Source organism: Rhodoferax lithotrophicus (genome assembly GCF_019973615.1).
Taxonomy (GTDB): domain Bacteria; phylum Pseudomonadota; class Gammaproteobacteria; order Burkholderiales; family Burkholderiaceae_C; genus Rhodoferax; species Rhodoferax lithotrophicus.
In genome coordinates this window covers 15,736-33,069 of record NZ_AP024238.1, presented here as the reverse complement: position 1 = coordinate 33,069, position 17,334 = coordinate 15,736, and the positions used below count along the sequence as shown (strand labels likewise).

Annotated in this window: 17 protein-coding genes; 5 read left to right on the top strand and 12 right to left on the bottom strand. The window is 57.4% G+C overall.

Annotation, left to right across the window (positions count from 1 at the left end):
- Window positions 1-115: 115 nt before the first annotated feature.
- From LDN84_RS00135 to LDN84_RS00125, 3 genes are read right to left on the bottom strand one after another with little or no spacing between them, the layout of a single operon-like run.
- Window positions 116-1,417 (bottom strand): efflux RND transporter periplasmic adaptor subunit, encoded by a 1,302-nt coding sequence (locus LDN84_RS00135; protein ID WP_223906370.1) that lies wholly within the window; start codon window positions 1,415-1,417, stop codon window positions 116-118.
- Window positions 1,414-3,783, bottom strand: a complete 2,370-nt coding sequence (locus LDN84_RS00130) for an ABC transporter permease (protein ID WP_223906368.1) — start codon at window positions 3,781-3,783, stop codon at window positions 1,414-1,416. Before LDN84_RS00130 ends, LDN84_RS00135 begins: the two co-directional genes overlap by 4 nt.
- Window positions 3,784-3,789: 6 nt before the next feature.
- Window positions 3,790-4,527, bottom strand: a complete 738-nt coding sequence (locus LDN84_RS00125) for an ABC transporter ATP-binding protein (RefSeq protein WP_223906366.1) — start codon at window positions 4,525-4,527, stop codon at window positions 3,790-3,792.
- A gap of 353 nt (window positions 4,528-4,880) precedes the next feature.
- Between LDN84_RS00125 and LDN84_RS00120 the strand changes: the two genes are divergently transcribed.
- Window positions 4,881-6,317 (top strand): coniferyl aldehyde dehydrogenase, encoded by a 1,437-nt coding sequence (locus LDN84_RS00120; RefSeq protein ID WP_223906364.1) that lies wholly within the window; start codon window positions 4,881-4,883, stop codon window positions 6,315-6,317.
- 32 nt (window positions 6,318-6,349) lie between these two features.
- Here the strand turns inward: LDN84_RS00120 and LDN84_RS00115 are convergent, their stop codons facing one another.
- A complete protein-coding gene (locus tag LDN84_RS00115) occupies window positions 6,350-6,718 on the bottom strand; it encodes a hypothetical protein (RefSeq protein ID WP_223906362.1) in 369 nt (122 codons plus the stop codon).
- A 433-nt stretch (window positions 6,719-7,151) separates the two neighbouring features.
- Between LDN84_RS00115 and LDN84_RS00110 the strand changes: the two genes are divergently transcribed.
- Entirely contained in the window at window positions 7,152-8,723 is a 1,572-nt protein-coding gene (locus LDN84_RS00110; protein WP_223906360.1) for a GGDEF domain-containing protein, read from the top strand.
- A gap of 12 nt (window positions 8,724-8,735) precedes the next feature.
- Here the strand turns inward: LDN84_RS00110 and LDN84_RS00105 are convergent, their stop codons facing one another.
- Window positions 8,736-8,948, bottom strand: a complete 213-nt coding sequence (locus LDN84_RS00105; protein ID WP_223906358.1) for a DUF2788 domain-containing protein — start codon at window positions 8,946-8,948, stop codon at window positions 8,736-8,738.
- Between the two features lie 184 nt (window positions 8,949-9,132).
- Window positions 9,133-9,681 carry a Spy/CpxP family protein refolding chaperone gene (locus LDN84_RS00100; RefSeq protein ID WP_223906356.1) on the bottom strand — a complete coding sequence of 183 codons (549 nt, stop codon included), beginning with the start codon at window positions 9,679-9,681 and terminating at the stop codon, window positions 9,133-9,135.
- Window positions 9,682-9,869: 188 nt separating this feature from the next.
- On the opposite strand from LDN84_RS00100, the gene LDN84_RS00095 reads away from it, so the two are divergent.
- Both LDN84_RS00095 and LDN84_RS00090 read left to right on the top strand, forming a co-directional pair.
- Window positions 9,870-10,766 (top strand): recombination-associated protein RdgC, encoded by an 897-nt coding sequence (locus LDN84_RS00095; protein ID WP_223906354.1) that lies wholly within the window; start codon window positions 9,870-9,872, stop codon window positions 10,764-10,766.
- Window positions 10,767-10,926: 160 nt separating this feature from the next.
- The gene (locus LDN84_RS00090; RefSeq protein ID WP_223906352.1) at window positions 10,927-11,898 is read left to right on the top strand and encodes an IS30 family transposase; all 972 of its coding nucleotides are present in this window, start codon (window positions 10,927-10,929) and stop codon (window positions 11,896-11,898) included.
- 97 nt (window positions 11,899-11,995) lie between these two features.
- On the opposite strand, the gene LDN84_RS00085 is transcribed toward LDN84_RS00090, so the two are convergent.
- The 3 genes from LDN84_RS00085 to LDN84_RS00075 form a co-directional block, all read right to left on the bottom strand.
- Window positions 11,996-12,187, bottom strand: a complete 192-nt coding sequence (locus LDN84_RS00085; RefSeq protein ID WP_223906350.1) for a YgaP family membrane protein — start codon at window positions 12,185-12,187, stop codon at window positions 11,996-11,998.
- A 98-nt stretch (window positions 12,188-12,285) separates the two neighbouring features.
- Complete coding sequence (locus LDN84_RS00080; protein ID WP_317134819.1) at window positions 12,286-12,975, bottom strand: Crp/Fnr family transcriptional regulator; 690 nt, start codon at window positions 12,973-12,975, stop codon at window positions 12,286-12,288.
- On the bottom strand, window positions 12,965-13,162 hold the full coding sequence (locus tag LDN84_RS00075; protein WP_223906348.1) for a heavy-metal-associated domain-containing protein: 198 nt from the start codon (window positions 13,160-13,162) through the stop codon (window positions 12,965-12,967). Before LDN84_RS00075 ends, LDN84_RS00080 begins: the two co-directional genes overlap by 11 nt.
- A 76-nt stretch (window positions 13,163-13,238) precedes the next feature.
- On the opposite strand from LDN84_RS00075, the gene LDN84_RS00070 reads away from it, so the two are divergent.
- Window positions 13,239-15,467 (top strand): heavy metal translocating P-type ATPase, encoded by a 2,229-nt coding sequence (locus tag LDN84_RS00070; RefSeq protein WP_223906346.1) that lies wholly within the window; start codon window positions 13,239-13,241, stop codon window positions 15,465-15,467.
- A gap of 60 nt (window positions 15,468-15,527) precedes the next feature.
- Here the strand turns inward: LDN84_RS00070 and LDN84_RS00065 are convergent, their stop codons facing one another.
- The 3 genes from LDN84_RS00065 to minD all read right to left on the bottom strand — a co-directional run bounded on the left by LDN84_RS00065 (window position 15,528) and on the right by minD (window position 17,316).
- Entirely contained in the window at window positions 15,528-16,148 is a 621-nt protein-coding gene (locus LDN84_RS00065; RefSeq protein WP_223906344.1) for a c-type cytochrome, read from the bottom strand.
- A gap of 87 nt (window positions 16,149-16,235) precedes the next feature.
- Complete coding sequence (minE, locus tag LDN84_RS00060) at window positions 16,236-16,496, bottom strand: cell division topological specificity factor MinE (RefSeq protein WP_223906342.1); 261 nt, start codon at window positions 16,494-16,496, stop codon at window positions 16,236-16,238.
- 4 nt (window positions 16,497-16,500) lie between these two features.
- Window positions 16,501-17,316: a septum site-determining protein MinD gene (gene minD, locus LDN84_RS00055; protein ID WP_223906339.1), complete on the bottom strand. Its 816-nt coding sequence runs from the start codon at window positions 17,314-17,316 to the stop codon at window positions 16,501-16,503.
- Between the last annotated feature and the right edge of the window lie 18 nt (window positions 17,317-17,334).

The following is a 17,334-nucleotide window of genomic DNA, read 5'->3' as shown; positions in this document are numbered from 1 at the left end:
CTCCCGATTGAATGCTTGGCATTAAACCCCTCTTTGACGGCATTTGGGCTGGCAAGTTCAGTGTTCGTTACGAATAGGCATTCCAACAGCCTTGGAGGCTGAAACCGCTGCCCACTCACCCACCCCGCACTTTTACGGTCTGCCCCTCCGTCACCATACTCCCCGGATACAGCACCACCCGCTCCCCCTCGCGCAGCCCGTCCTTGACCCAGGCCACATCTGCATTGCGGTCTTGCAGTTGTACCGGTCTGGCGCGGGCGTGGCCGTCGGTGACGACAAACACGCGCCACTGCGAGCCGTCGCGCACCAGGGCGGCCGTGGGCACCAGCAAGGCGTGCGGGTGGGACGACACGGTGATGTGGGCATCCACCCGGTAGCCGTCACCCAGCGGCGCGGCTACGGGCTGCGCCGCGGCGGCGGCGGATGGCTCCAAGCCAACGATCACATTCACACGCTGCTCTTCAATGCCCAACGCCGACACCTTGGTGAACGCCACCGGCTCCACACGGGTGACTTTGCCCTGCATGACCACTGCACCACCGCCGGGTGATAGCCACACCAGCGCGCCGGGCTGGATTTGCGTGACCTCGCCTGACAGCACATCAATCACCGCCTCCATGGCAGTGGTGTTGCCGATGTCGAACAGGGGCTGGCCAGCCGTCACTGTCACGGCGCTGTCCTGGTAGAGCTTGAGCACCTGGCCATCTACCGGGCTTTTGATGTCCCAGCGGCCCGTCGAGTGACCTGCAGCTGTGGAATGGCCCGGCGCGGTGGGTTGGTCTGCTGCGGTTCCCTGGCTTGTAGCATCAGCACGGGCAGCGGGTTCAGCGCGTGTCAGAGCAGCGCGGGCTTCGGCTTGGGCATAGTCGGCCACGCCTTGCTCGGCTTGTGCGGCGGCCAGCGCCTGTTGGGCGGACTGGCGAGCCAGCGTGGCCTGGTCACGGGCGGCGGGAGAAATGAAGTTGTCTTGTGCCAGCTTGGTGGCGCGGTCGGCCTCCAGCGTGGCCTGCGCCAGCGTGGTCCGGGCGCGCTGCACTTGCGCGGCGGCGGCGCGGCGGGCGGCATCAGCGCTGCCCAAACGCTGTTGCAGCACGCTGCGGGTGCGGGCATCGATCATCTGTGGGGCCACCGGCTCCAGGATGGCCAGCACGTCGCCCGCCTTCACCCGATCACCCACCTTGAGGCTGGGACGCAGCAAGGCAGCCTGGGTAGGGGCGGTGATGACGTAGCGGGTGGTGATGCGCAGGCGGCCATCTTCTTCGATGGCTTGCTCAAAGGTACCAGTGGTCACAGTAGCCACTTCCACCAGCAGCGGACGTGGCCGATAGATGGCGATCACCAGCACGGCAACAGCAACCAGCAACAGCCCAACGATGAGCCAACGCCGGTATTTTTGGAAGGGGGTTTTCTCGTTCATTCGCGTACTTTCAAAACAGCAACCAAATCCAGCCGGTCAATCTGGCGGCGTACCAGCAGCGCACTGGCAATGCCTGCGCCCAGCACGATGAGTGCGGCAGACGCGTAGGTGGACGGCTCAATCACCACAGAAAAATCAATCGCATCCGAGGACATCAGCTGCATCATCAGCGTGGCCAAAGCCCAGCCCAGCAGCGCGCCCACCGGCAGCGCCAGCAGCAGCTCGGCCCCGAGTTCAGCCAGCAGCAGCACCGAGACTTCGGCGCGGGTCATGCCCAGCACACGCAGACTGGCCAGCTCCCAGGCCCGCTCGGAGAGCGAGATACGCGCCGCGTTATAGATGATGCCCACCGCCATGGCCACGGCAAACAGGGTGAGAATGCCGCTGAACACACCCATGTTGCGCGAGGTAGTTTTGTTGAAGGCGGCCATGGAACCGGCTTTGTCAAATACGGCGTTGATCAGCGGGGCGGCTTTCACCGCAGCCCAGAAGGCACTCATGGCCTGTGGGTCAATCTGCAGCACCGCGTCGGCCACACCGTCACCATCACGCGCCAGGGCGTTCATGGCCTCCAGGTTCATGTAAAGCAGTTTGCCAAACAGGGTGTGCACGATGTCAACCACCTCCACCTCGGCATGCACCTGGCTCCACAGGCGAAATTCCAGCATCACATGATCGCCCACGCGGGCCCCCAGCGCACGCGCCAGCAGGGCCGACAGCACCACGCCATGCCCAGGCATGGGCACAGCACCACGCTGCTCGTCCACCACCCGCATCAGCCGGGCATCCGTTTGGTAACCAGTCAGCGCCGTGTCTTCGCTGCGGCCACGCAGGCGCACTCGCACAGACTCGGTGCGGTAGGGCTCGGCGGCCATCACGCCGGGCAGACGCTTCAGGTCCTGCACCACACTCAGTGGCACCGGGCGCTGGAAGTTGACCAGCACATCGCCCTGCTGCACTTGGCGAAACTGCACGTCGACAATGTGGGCGATGGCATCCATCCAGAACGCACCCGAGATTTGCAGCGCCACCGCCAGCGCAATGCCAGTCACGGTCAGCGCGGCCCGCAGCGGGCGGCGCTCAAAGTTGCGGATCACCATCATGGCCCCGGTGCTGACCAGTCGGCCCAGGCCCAGCCGCTCGATCAGGGTGGATTTGAAGCTGGGCGGGGCCGGGGGCAACATGGCTTGTGCGGGTTTGAGCCGCACCACCGCATGAATCGCCGTCCAGGTACCCAGTGCAGCTGCGCTGGCTGCTATGAATAATGAAGTCACGATGAGCCACGGGTTGGTACCATAGGTCAGGCCGTTGAAGCGAAACACCTCGTCATACAGGCCGAGCATGCCGCGCCCGATCAGCTCGCTCAAGCCCAGGCCCACCAGCACCCCCAGCCCGGCAATGGCCAGCGCCAGCTGGATGTAGTGCCAGGCAATCGCGCCATCGCTGTAGCCCAGTGCCTTGAGCGCGGCAATCTGGCTGCGCTGGGTAGCCACCTGGCGGCTCAGCACCACGTTGAGGATGAACATGGCCACCGCCAGAAAGATCGACGGCAGCACGGTGCCCATCACCTTGAGTTGCGACAACTCGTCTTCCACAATCTTGGCCGACAACTGCTTGTCACGCCCGGTGGCACCAATGGCACCGTAGGGTTCCAGCAGGCGATCCACAGCGTCAATCACCGGTTGCACCGTAGGGCCCGCATCCAGCCGCAGCGCCACCTGGTTGAACGCACCCTGCATGTCAAAGGCATCACTCATGCGGGTCGCGTCGATCCACCAGATGCCAAACGACTGGTCATCCGGCGCGCCGCCTTGCGAGGCAAACACGTACTCGGGCGAGGCCACCGTGCCCACCAGTGCCACACGTTCACGTTTGCCGTTCAGAATGGCATATACGCTGTCACCGGGGTTCAGCTGGCGGGCGGCGGCAAAACGGTCACTGACCAAGGCTTCCAGCACGCCGTCACGCTCGGGCCAGCGCCCGCGTTTGAGCGTCAGGGCGTTGAGCCCCTGGCGACCCGCGTGCAATCGACCCAGATCCACACCGATAAAGCGGCCGGTAACCGGGGGCTCCACGCCGGACAGGTCTACCTGCGCGTCTTCCACCACATCGAGCTTGACCTCGGCCACGCCGGGTAATGCGGCCAGCCGCTCGCGCAAGGACACCGGGGCGCGTTTGACATGGGCAAACACCTCGGCCAGCCGGTTGTCGCGGTAAAACGCATCACGCGAGCCCTTGAGTGATTCATGCACCGAAAACATACCGACAAACCCGGCCACACCAATCGCCACCACCAGCGCAATCGTGACCACCTGCGCCCGCAAGCGGGTCAGGTCACGCCAAAGCTTGATGTGGATGGCTTTCATGGCGTGTCACCAGGCTAGGCTGGAAGCCGCCACCTTGTGCGGGTTGGCCTGGGCTTGTACGATGCGGCCATCGGCCAGGCGCAGCACCCGGTCGGCCATCTCGGCAATCGGGGCGTTGTGGGTGATGACCACGGTGGTGGTGCCCAGCGTGCGGTTCACCTGCTCGATGGCCTGCAACACCATCACACCGGTGGCGCAATCCAGCGCGCCGGTGGGCTCGTCACACAGCAGCACGGCGGGTTTTTTGGCAATGGCGCGGGCTATGGCCACACGCTGCTGTTCACCGCCCGAGAGTTGCGAGACAAAATGGTTCAGCCGTTCACTCAAGCCCACCAGCGCCAACGCATCTTCGGGTTTCATGGGCTCAGCGGCCAGGTCGGTCACCAATGCCACGTTTTCGCGTGCGGTCAGGCTGGGAATCAGGTTGTAGAACTGGAACACAAAACCAACATGCTCGCGCCGGTAACGCGTCAGCTCGGCATCGTCGGCACCAATGAGTTCGTGCGATTGTCCGGCGTGTGTCCAGCAGGCCGAGCCGCTGGTGGCGGTGTCCAGCCCGCCCAGGATGTTGAGCAGGGTGGACTTGCCGCTGCCAGAGGCCCCGAGCAGCACCACAAATTCCCCCTGCACGATGTCCAGATCCACCCCACGCAAGGCATGTACAGCGGTGTCGCCGTCGCCATAAATCTTGGTCAGGCCGCGGGCCGTGAAAACCGGTTGGGGGATTACAGAAGGGGTATCCATCACATCACACTTCAGGACGAGGTTTGAGCATACGCCGAATCGGGGTAAACGAACAGTTCACAAGCGTACAAAGCACAGGGATTATGTTCATTAACTTACTATTATTTTTATAGCTTTTGACGCTTGTATCAAAAGGACTACAGGACATTTTTATACTTATATTTGATGCCCAAAGTTCCACTGCCCCTGGGTGATCCCCGAACCGCACAATAGTTTGGCTGATATACCCATTCCACATCACGTGTTGCCCTTCTGGACAATTGCCACGCACAATATCCGCCAGCTCACAGCATCGGGCATGTTTGTGAGAGACCCCTCTGCTGACCATTCCATTGTTGAAAAGGAATACATCCATGCCTACCAACTCCGCGGCTCCACACATTCCCGAAGAGTTCCAGGCCGTCTTTACCCGACAGCAGGCAGCCTACCGCCAGGCCATGAATCCGACGCTGCAAGAGCGCCAGGCCAGCTTGCGCGCCCTGCATCGTCTGGTGACCGACAACGCCGATGCCTTGGTGGAGGCAGTGAACCAGGACTATGGCTGCCGCTGCCGCTTCGAGACCCGGTTTGCGGAGGTCTTCCTGGCGCAGGATGCGGCCCTGTGCGCCATCAAGGAATTGAAACAATGGCTCAAGCCGCAAAAACGCCATCTGGATGTGACGCAGTACCCGCTGGCCAAGGCCTGGACGTTTCCCCAGCCGGTGGGGGTGGTGGGCGTGGTGGTGCCGTGGAACTTTCCGATTGCCATGGCCTTTCAGCCGCTGATTGGTATTCTGGCCGCCGGCAATTGCGCCATGGTCAAGATGTCGGAAAACTCCAATCACCTGGCCTTGCTGCTCAAGGAAATTTCGCCCAAATACCTGCCCACCGACAAGCTCGCCTTTTTTGAAGACGGTGAGGGCCGTGGCCCGGCCTTCACAACCCTGCCCTTCAATCACATCTTTTTCACCGGCTCACCCGCAACTGGCCGTGCCGTGATGGCCAATGCCGCCAAGAACCTGACACCGGTGACCCTGGAGCTGGGCGGCAAGTCACCTTGTGTGGTGGCCCCCGACTATTCCATTCGCACCGCTGCCGAGCGTATTCTGTGGGCCAAGATGCTCAATGCCGGGCAGATTTGCACCAACGTCGATTACCTCTTTCTGCCCGAAGACAAGGTGGAGGAATTCATCCGGGAGGCTGCGGCCAGGGTGAACCGCTGTTTTTCGGACATCAACCAGGGGGATTACACGGCCATCATCGACCAGCGTTCATACGACCGCATCCAGGCAACCGCGGCCGATGCCGTGAGTAAAGGCGCGCGAATTGTTGAGCTCTACACCGGCCCGGCCGAAGACCGTGCCCGGCGCATCATGGCCCCACGCATTGTGCTGGGCGTCACCGATGACATGGACATCATGCAGCGGGAAATCTTTGGCCCGCTGCTGCCCATTCGCACCTACAAAACCCGGCAAGAGGTGGTGGACTACGTCAATGCCCGACCACGGCCATTGGCTTTCTATATCTACAGCCATGATGCCGCCCTGCAGACTTACTACCTGAACCACACCATTTCCGGCGGTGTGGGCATCAACGAGTCAGTGGTCCAGGCGGGTATTCACAACCTGCCGTTTGGTGGCTCAGGCAACAGTGGCATGGGGCATTACCACGGCCATGAGGGCTTCCTGACTTTTTCAAAGCTGCGCCCGGTGTTCCAACAAGGCCCGGTGCGTGGCCTTGATTTCTTCTTGCCGCCTTATGCCGGATGGCCAACCAAGCTGCTGAACCTGATGATGAAAATGAAAAGCTGAGGAAAGTCCACAGAGAGGATTCCGAACCGGAATCAGTTTGCGCGACCTAAACGCTTGCCATGGGGCAGCTCATGCAGCCGGGTGTACAAGTCGCGGCAATAGCCGTCAATCTTCAGGCATTTGTTGATTTCGTCCACAGGCAAGGGACCAGACACCACCACGATGTCATTGGCACTGGCCAGCGCACCTTTGGCCCGCAGGCGTCGGCGGGTGTTGTTGGCCCAGGAATGAATACGCAACGGGCTACCATGTTCACGCAATGCACCGGTGCTGGCCTCAAATGCAATCGCCACCGTGTCGGTTTTGAGCCGCAAACGGTGCTCCCCGGTGACCTTGCTGGCCGGGGTGCTGAGGTCATACAAATGGTAGTTGCCCTCTTTGAGTTGGTATTGCAGAGTCATGATGGCTTCCTTTGTTGACCCGATTTTGCAAGACGACTCCCGGATAAAAAGCCGGAAAAGGCATCCAAAAGCAGTTTTTCAAGTTAATTTAAGGGAAAACCCTTATTAAGATTTCACTTGAGTCTGCGCTCAGCCAGCTCATGACTCTCAGTCTTCAAGCTGTCCTGACATACATCAACTTGCCCCAAGCAGGCTCCAGGATCAACCTGTTCTGTTCTACCCAGATGCTCTGACCAATGTGGATAATGGCGATCTAATAGATAAAGTTCTAAAGAACATGGATGCATTGCCAGCTAATTTGTACAGCCGTGTGGGCGCTCGCTCACAAGCGTTCAAAATGACACCAAGTCACCCAATGCGCACGAGGCAGTGATCACCAACCGGTCAAGAGTATTTTTTCAATGCTCCACAACAATTGAACAGGTAATTTGGAATGATTGCGAAAAAACCGTTTGAAATTGCGCGTGAAACACTCAAGCAACTCACTGTTCAAAAACTGGCCCCGACACCACTGAACTACCAGCGCATTTACAACGAAATTGCGGAATTGCCCAACGAGCCAGCTTTTCCGACTGAGCGGCTGCGTGACATTGCCCTGGCCTTGCCGACCAAAACACCAGGCCAACAAAAACAGCGTGGTTTGCTGGAGTCTTCCATCAACCAACTCAACTGGGAAGGTGTCAAAAATGCGCTGATGGCTTACGGCGGCTTCAGCCCCCCTGCGCCTGCGCCAAGCGCACCCGTACATGTGCCGGTGGTTGAACCTGCCAAAGTGGCTGTATTTTCAGAATCCCCGGCACTGTCCGCCCCTGCCCTGACCAGCGAATTTTTTGGACAAATTGCCCGCATGATCGAATACGTGCAGCCTGCCCTGGGGCGCGATGACGAGCGATTTGTGGAACAAACCCAAACGCTGCTCCAGATACTGCGCCAGCCCGATACCGATGCCGTCACCGCCAAACAGATGTTGGCCAGTTACAGCAACCGCCTTTCGTTCGCAGCTGAAGATCAGGCAGAAATCAAGATCATGCTGCTGAAGCTGCTGCATTTGATCATTGAAAACATCAGCCACCTGAGCATTGATGACGGCTGGCTCAAAGGTCAGAGTGATGCCCTGATGTCGGTGTGTGTACCCCCCATCACACTGCGCAGGCTCGATGATGTGGAACAACGCCTGAAGGATGTGATCCTCAAACAAACTGAGGCCAAAACCCATGCGGTGAAGGCGCAAGAAGACATGCGCCAAATGCTGGCCGCTTTTATTGAGCGACTGGCTTCCATGACCGAATCCACCAGTGGTTTTCATGCGCAGATGGAAAGCAGCGCCAAGCTGATTGAGCAAGCCAAGTCCATTGCTGAAATTGCCCCTGTCTTGAAAGAGGTGGTGGGAGCCACCCGCCACATGGCACAAGACAGTCAAACAGCCCGTGATGCCTTGCAAGGCATGAAGAAAAAAGTGGAAGCCACCGAGGCAGAGCTGTCCAAGCTACATCAGGAGCTTGACCGTGTCAGTGCCCAAGCCCGGCACGACCCACTCACCGGAGCCCTTAATCGCCATGGGCTTGATGAAGCCATCAACCGTGAAGTCTCCACAGTCAGACGTAATGACTCGCCTTTGTGTGTGGCATTGCTGGACATTGACAACTTCAAGAAACTCAACGACACGTTGGGCCATGCCACGGGTGACGTGGCCCTGGCCCATTTGGCCAGCGTGGCGCGTGAAGTGATGCGACCACAGGACACACTGGCGCGCTACGGGGGTGAAGAGTTTGTGATTTTGCTACCCGATACGCCGATGGACAAAGGTATTGAAGCCATGACACGTCTGCAACGTGAACTGACCAAGCGGTTTTTCTTGTCTGGCAACGAAAAAGTGTTGATCACCTTCAGTGCCGGAGTCGCCCAATTGTTGACCAATGAAACCGGCATACAAGCCATCAAACGCGCCGATCAGGCCATGTATCTGGCCAAACGTGCCGGTAAAAACCGGGTGCTTGGCACCTGAACGACGGACTATTTACTTGATGTTCATGATCCACTGGATCATGTATTTGGCAACAAAACCCACCATGCCAAAAGCCAAGCCGAGCATCATGACAAAAAATCCGAATTTGCCCGCTTTGGATTCCCATGCCAGTTGCGCAATGATGAACAACATATAGAGCATCAAACCACCCACGCCAAAAGTCATGCCAAAAGCGGTGATTTGTTCTTCTGTGAAACCAAACATGGACAAGGATTCCTTCGAGGCAGATGATGCAAACAAGTGATGAGTTCAGTCTCTGAGCTTACAACACTCGCCTCACCATCACACACCACTGGACTTTTGTCGTATTTTTCAAAAGCCCAAAAGGCAAGGCACACCGCATGCCCTTGCGGGCCACGCGGTGTGCCTTGAATCAATCAACAGTCTATTACTGCTGGGGTTGCATACGCCCCATGCCTTGGTGCGCACCACGAGGACTTCCCGCACCCATCATGCTTTGCGCATCAAAGGTTTTTTGCTGCTCAGGAGTCAGCACCGCATAAAGCGCTTTGGTGGCTTCTGCGCGCTTGTCCATCGCTGCGGTCATTTCACCCATGCGCTGAGCGCGTAACTCCTTCATCTTGTCAATACGCTCAGGTGTGGTGAGCTTGGCCATATCCGCCATGACGGCTGGCTGTTTACCCATCATGCCAGCCGGTGCTTTATGCGCATCCATGAATGTTGTCCAGGCAGCTTCTTGTGCGGCGGTGATTTTTAACTGGGCTTTCAACGCGGCATGACGCTTGTCCATCATGGCCTGCATCTTGGCCGGGTCCATCTTGCCCATCCCATGATGGCTCATGCCTTGACCATACATGCCGCCCTGCGGGCCCCCCATCATGTCGCACTGAGCCCCACCCATGGGAGATTGCGAGTAAGCCAAGCCTGCTGCGAGCAACAAACCAGCCACCAGAGAAATTTTGAGATTGGTTTTCATCGTCATGTCCTTCAAGTTAAGACCGATGACCTGAAAGTGGCATCGGCGTGGGAAGAAGTGTGCGCGGTCTGTGTGTAGCCACCATGAGGATGTGTCAAAGCTTTGTAAAGATGAGCCAAGGCGGTGGCTTGATTTGGTGGGATGATTGACCGTTTCCAATTTGAATTTCTCTGAAAAAGGTTACCTACGTGTTCAAGAACGCCATCATGTACCGCATTGCTCCAGGTTGGAGCAGTACTGCCGAAGAAGTTGAAGCCCGCCTGCAAGACAACCATTTTGTGGAATGTGGTGCCTCCCAGGAAAAATCACTGGGTTGGCTGGAACCACGTGGTGAAGCCAACGGGCCACTGCTGGAAGTGGTTGCTGGCCAATGGATCTTGAAGCTGATGACCGAAACCCGGGCCCTGCCTGCCTCGGTAGTCAACCGCAAGGCCCAGGAGCGCGTGGCCCAGATTGAAGCCAGCACCGGGCGCAAACCCGGCAAAAAAGAAACCCGCGACCTGAAAGACGACATTCGCCTGGAGCTGCTGCCCATGGCGTTTACCAAACAATCCAGCACCCTGGTCTGGATTGACCGTGAGGCTCAGCTGCTGGTGATGGATGCAGGTAGCCAGGCACGTGCCGATGAATTGGTCACCCTGCTGGTGCAAAACCTGCCCGGCTTGGCGCTGAGTCTGATCAACACCCAGGTGTCACCCAGTGCCGCCATGGCCGACTGGCTGGTCACCCAGGAAGCACCCCAAGGCTTCAGTGTGGATCGGGAATGCGAACTCAAAGCTGCTGATGAATCCAAAGCCGTGGTGCGCTACGCCCGCCACCGGCTCGACACCGAGGAGGTCAAACAACACATTGAAGGCGGCAAAATGCCGACCCGGCTGGCCTTGACCTGGAATGACCGGGTGTCCTTCGTACTCACCGAAGGTTTTCAATTGAAAAAAATGGCTTTTCTCGACGTGGTATTTGAAGGGGCCAGCAGCGGCAAAGACGATGGCTTTGATGCCGATGTGGCCATTTCCATGGGGGAATTACAAAAAATGCTGCCTGATTTGCTGCTGGCGCTGGGTGGAGAGATGCCCATGGCCTGATTTATATAAAAAATAGGGCTATAGCGCTTATAAAACAAGCGCTAGTAGCTATTAATTGGCGAGTTCAACTACGAACTGCGTGAGGTTTGAAATCTGGTGGGTGATTGAGGTGAACAGCTAGCATGTACATCCGATCAACCTGACCGTTCATCTGACGCACATGACACATTACCGCCACCTCAATCAAAACGAAAGATACCAAATTGAAGCCCTCGTGACCGCGCAGGTTGATGTCTCGAGCATTGCCAAGCAACTCGCCCGCCATATTGACACCATCAAACGAGAGCTCGCCAGAGGCAGCCAGCCTGACGGGTCGTACTGCGCAGAGCTCGCCCATGCGCTGAGCCAGAAACGCAAGACTGGAAGTCGCAACGCCCGACGCATTGATCAGGACTGCTGGAGCTTGGTTTGGAAACACCTGGATTTGGGCCTATCGCCACAGCAAGTCGCACAGCGCCTCAAAGAGCAAAACATGGCCCGCGTGAGTCACGAGTGCATCTATCAAAAGCTCTATGCCAGCGCCCAATTGCCTGCCCAGCTGCGCTGTCAGCGAAAGAAAAGGCGTGCACGCGCCACGGCCAAACGTAGCAACAGCCGCCGCGGTGCCATCCGAGATCGCGTGGGTATTGAAGAGCGCCCAGCTATTGTTGAACAAAAGAGCCGCATCGGCGATTGGGAGGGTGATACGGTCGTTGGTAAGCAGCATCTGGGAGGGTTGGTGACCTTGGTCGACAGGGTCTCGCGTTACACCTTGGTGGGTCTTGTGCAACGCCGCTGTGCGAACACAGTGGAGAGTGCCATCGTACAGATGCTCACACCCCACAAAGAGCGCTGCCACACCGTGACGTTGGACAACGGCTCAGAGTTTGCCAATCACCTGGAATTTGCCCAAGCACTGCAAACCGATGTGTACTTTGCCAAGCCACACCACCCTTGGCAGCGGGGGCTCAATGAAAACACCAATGGCCTGTTGCGTCACTACTTTCCCAAGGGGGCGAACTTGCTCAAAGTCACCACCGAGGAGGTGCAGCGCTCCGCAAATCGCCTCAATCATCGGCCCCGAAAGTGTCTGGGCTGGCGCACGCCGCATGAGGTCTTTTATGACTTACCCATGACTGCTCTTACACTCTGACTTGGCCCTCACGCAGTTCGTAGTTGAACTCGCCATTAGATAGCATACTGCGCTTGATTTTGCAGGGAAGACCCTGAGGGAATTGAAAGAAGCCGCGTTACTTTTTCATCGAGCAGGTGCTGAAACCCAACATGGCATAAGGCGGGCACCAGCCAATGGCACCGGTGGCCAAGGGCACCACGCCCAGCCAGCCCCACATGCCAATGTTGCCGGTCAGCGTCAGACCAATCAGCACCAGGCCGAGGACGATGCGCAAGATGCGGTCAATGCCGCCAACGTTGGATTTCATAAAAACTCCTTGAGATCACAGGTTAAAGAAGAAAGCCTGCGTATTACACACAGCATGAGCCACCAAGGTCTGTGACTCAAGTCACCCAGCGATCTGCATCACACGGGCTGGGTACTCACCAGGGCGCGCAGGGCGGCCCCGTTGATGATCTGGATCTGCTCTCGGCCCAGACTGACCCAGCCTTCCCGCTCAAACCGGCGCAACAACCGGGTAATGATCTCGCGCACGGTACCCAGTTCATCAGCCAGGGTCTGATGGGTGATCAGCAACTGCTGGCCGCGCCCGAGCAGGGCAGCGGCCAGGCGACGATCCAGCTTTTGAAACGCCACCGCATCAATCAGCGCGGTCAAATCAGCCATGCGCTCGGCAAACAGGCCCAGCACATCGTTGCGAAACGCCGGGGTTTCCAGCCAGCGTTTGAACAAGTCGGGACCAATCAACATCAAGGTGCTGGGCTTGGTGGTAATACCAAAGGCGGACAGCGGTTGAACCCGAAACAGGCAGGCGCTGGACACCAGGCACAGCTCACCCGGCACCACGCGGTAAAGCTCCAGCGAACGGCCGTCACCTGAGTTGCGCGATACCTTGATTTCGCCTGAAAGCACCAATGGAAACCCCTGACAGGCTGCGTTTTCACTGAACAACACCGTATTGGCGGGCACATCAAAGGGGTTCAGACCTGAATCCGGTGCATCAGGTGCGGGCTGCACTTGAGCCAATGACGGGTACAACTCCGTCAACAAGACCATGGCTTCCAGGATCGTCATACGCAAGGGGTCAGGGGGCAACAGTAAAACCTTCTTCGGCAATGGCCTGGGCCAAGGCTTCACGAGGCTGATCAGAGGTGACTTCCACGCGGTTGGTGGTGCGATCCGCATGCACTTCTGCACGGCGATCAAGCTGACGTACCGCACGCACCACGGTTTTTTCACAATGTTCGCAAGTCATGCCGGTTACTGTAAAACTTTGTTTCATCTGAATTCCTTCGAAAATACAAGGTGTGCAAAAACGCGTATTGTGAACCCTGGCACTCATTTTTGGCTTGACTTCCATGACAACACCTCACCCCTCACCCGACACTGTGCGCGTCGACATTGGTATTCACGGCATGACCTGTGCATCCTGTGTCGGCCGGGCCGAGCGGGCCTTGAAAAAAGTACCTGGCGTGCAAGAAGTCAGTGTCAACCTGGCCACCGAATCCGCCCGAATACTGGTCAATGCTTCGGAACAAATCGAGGCGCGGCTCAGGCGTGCGGTGCGTGATGCGGGTTACGAGCCAGTGGCTGCGAATGCGGCCATTGATGCACCGTCTGAATCGAACTGGGCCGGTTTTTCCCCAGTGGCTTGGGGGCTGCTATTGTCCTTGCCCTTGATGCTGCCGATGCTGGGCACACTGTGGGGCCAGCATTGGATGCTGCCCGCGTGGGTGCAATTCGCCCTGGCGACACCGGTGCAGTTCATTTTGGGCGCGCGGTTTTACAAAGCTGGTTGGCATTCACTGAAATCACTCAGCGGGAACATGGATTTGCTAGTGTCCATGGGCACCACTGCAGGCTGGGCGCTGTCGGTCTGGTTATGGTGGAGTGTCCCTACGAATGCCATGCCCCATCTGTATTTTGAAGGCTCAGCCGTTGTGATCACCCTGGTGCTGCTGGGCAAATGGCTCGAAGCCCGCGCCAAGCGGCAAACCACCTCGGCTATCCGTGCCCTGCACGCATTACGTCCTGACACGGCACACTTGTTGGGGCTGGACGGTGAAGTCGATGTCCCCGTTGATGAAGTGCTGGTCGGTGATGAACTTGTCGTGCGCCCTGGCGAACGTTTTGCGGTCGACGGTGTGGTGCTGGAAGGGCTGACCCAGGTGGATGAGTCCATGCTCACGGGTGAGCCGCTGCCGGTGTCCAAAACAGAGGGGGACAAAGTGACTGGTGGCACGCTTAATGGGGATGGCCGGGTGATCATCCGCGTCAAAGCCATTGGGGTGGACACGGTGCTGGCAAGCATCATCCGGCTGGTAGAAGACGCCCAGGCTGCCAAGGCACCGATTCAGCGACTGGTGGATCAGGTCAGTGCCGTGTTTGTGCCGGTGGTGCTCGGATTGGCATTACTCACCCTGCTCGGTTGGTGGGTGAGTGGTCAGCCGTTTGAGGTGGCACTGATCAATGCAGTCACGGTGCTGGTGATTGCGTGCCCCTGTGCGCTGGGCCTGGCTACACCAGCAGCCATCATGGCCGGTACCGGTGTGGCTGCGCAGCATGGCATTTTGATCAAGGATGCACAGGCATTGGAGTTGGCCCACAAGGCCAATGTGGTGGTCTTTGACAAGACCGGCACACTCACTATCGGCCAAGCACAACTGACGGATTTTGTTGTTTCACAAGCTGCTGATGAACCCGTGTTGTTGGCCATTGCGGCGGCCTTGCAAAGTGGCAGCGGTCACCCGCTGGCACGTGCAGTGGTTCACATGGCAGGTGAACGCAAGCTCACTCTGCCGACCTTGACTCAATCACAAACCACACCTGGCAAAGGGCTGCGTGGTCAGGTCAACGGGGTCGACTACCTGATTGGCAGTGTGCGCTGGGTACAAGAGCTGGGGGTGACGCTGGGGCCACTCGCCGGGCGTTTGCAAGCCATGCAAACCCAGGGGGCCACATTGGCTGTGTTGGCGCAGCAAACCCCTGACGGTCTGAACGCACTGGCCTTGCTGGCCTTTGGTGACGAGCCCAAAGCCAGCGCCAGTGCAGCCATTGCCACGCTGCGCAGGCGTGGTATCCAAGTCATGATGCTCTCCGGTGACAACAGCGCTGCCGCTTTGGCCATGGCTCACAAAGTGGGCTTGCAAGCCAGTGAAGTGATCAGCAACGTATTGCCTGGTGACAAGGCAGCGCACATTAGCCTGCTGAAGCAACAAGGTCATACCGTGGTGATGGTAGGTGACGGGGTCAACGACGCGCCTGCACTGGCTGCTGCCGATGTAGGTATGGCCATGGCCAACGCAGGCGGTGGTACCGATGTGGCCATGCATGCAGCAGGTATCACCCTGATGCGTGGTGACTTGGCGCTGGTCGCCGCCGCATTGGACATTTCCGACCGCACGGTGGCCAAAATCCGCCAAAACCTGTTTTGGGCCTTCATTTACAACGTGGCCGGAATCCCGCTGGCGGCATTTGGCTATCTGAACCCGGTCATGGCTGGAGCTGCCATGGCGATGAGCTCAGTCAGCGTGATGAGCAACGCCTTGCTGCTCAAACGCTGGCAGCCGTTATTGACAAAAAAATAATGCCTTTTTAGCCTCTAGCGCTTATTTTTAAAGCGCAAGCAGCTATTTAAATAGGAGTAATTATTTAGCTTTGTAGGTAGCGCTTTGAATCACCATGTAGGTGACCGCGTTACGCAAATCCGTGTCGCTCAGGCTGGCCATACCTGTGCGTGCTGGCATGGCTTTGTGCCCGTTGATGGTAGAACTCACCAAGCCATCCATGCCTTTTTCCAGGCGTGGTTTCCAGTCGCTGAATTGATTGATACGGGGTGCACCTGCAATGCCATCCATGTGGCAATTGGTGCAATGGACTTGAACCAATTGCTCACCCGTGTTGCTGATGGGGGAGGCATAGGGTTTGGCGGGATCTATCGCCTTGCCTGAGCTCACCATATACGCAATTGCACGGCTGATTTCAAGGTCATTCAAGTTGGCCTGACCACCGTGCGCTGGCATATTGCCAAAACCGCTGATGGCGTTTTCAGTCAATTTGACCAACCCCTTTTTGGCATGCTGAGACCAAGTCGCCACATCCCCAATTTTGGGAGCACCATTTGCACCGGTTGCATGGCATGTGGCACAAACTTGCTCAACCACCTGGCGACCCGTTTTATCTGCGGCCAGTGCACTGGAGGCATTCAAGGCCAGTACACACAGTGAAATCAGGGTCAGGTGCGATTTTTTAAAGTGTAGGGATTGCATGAGAGGTCTCCAATCAGGTTCTGATCAACGGCTAGTTCTTGTTGAAACTCATTCTAGAGCTTTACAAAACCGCCAGAAGTGATCTTTTTAGCGCACGTCAGGAAGTTCAATTTTGACTTCCAGCACTTCCAGATTGTCTTGTCGTTCCAGATTAACTTTGATGTCGTCCGGGTTGATCTTGACATATTTGCTGATCACGGCAATCAACTCACGTTGCAAGTCAGGCAGGTAATCTGGCTCGGCAGCATTGCGACCACTTCGCTCATGAGCCAGAATAATCTGCAAGCGTTCTTTGGCAAGACTGGCTGTTTTTTTCTTCTCGCCGAGAAAAAATGTAAAGAACGACATGGTGTCACTTCCCTCCGAACAGACGCTTGAGTAAACCTGGTTTGGGTGGCTCGGTGAAACGCATGGGCTTGTCTTCACCCAGAAAACGGCTGATCACGTCTTTATAGGCCTCTGAGACATCACTGCCTTCCATGTGTACGGCAGGAACGCCCTGATTGGAGGCCTGCAGCACCGCTTCACTCTCTGGAATCACACCAATCAGTTTGATGCGCAAGATGTCCTGAATGTCCTGCAGAGACAGCATTTGGCCTTGATTGACCCGCGCCGGGTTGTAACGGGTAATCAATAAATGCTCTTTGATGGGTTCCTGCCCAGCCATGGCACGCTTGGTTTTACTGGCCAGCATCCCCAGGATGCGATCAGAGTCACGCACCGAAGACACCTCAGGGTTGGTGACCACCAGAGCTTCATCGGCAAAATGCATGGCCATCAGGGCACCGGTTTCGATACCGGCAGGGGAGTCACACACAATGTATTCAAAGTCCAGGGCAGCCAGATCAGCCAACACCTTTTCAACCCCCTCTTGGGTCAAAGCATCTTTGTCACGGGTTTGGGATGCCGCCAGCACGTAGAGGTTTTCACACTGTTTGTCTTTGATGAGGGCCTGGTTCAGATTGGCCTCACCGTGAATCACGTTGATCAGGTCATACACCACACGGCGTTCACAGCCCATGATCAAGTCCAAATTGCGCAGACCAACGTCAAAGTCAATCACCGCCGTTTTGTGGCCGCGCAGTGCCAATCCGGTTGAAAAACTGGCACTGGTCGTGGTTTTACCCACGCCACCCTTACCGGAAGTCACCACAATGATTTTTGCCATGATTAAAGAATCTTTCAA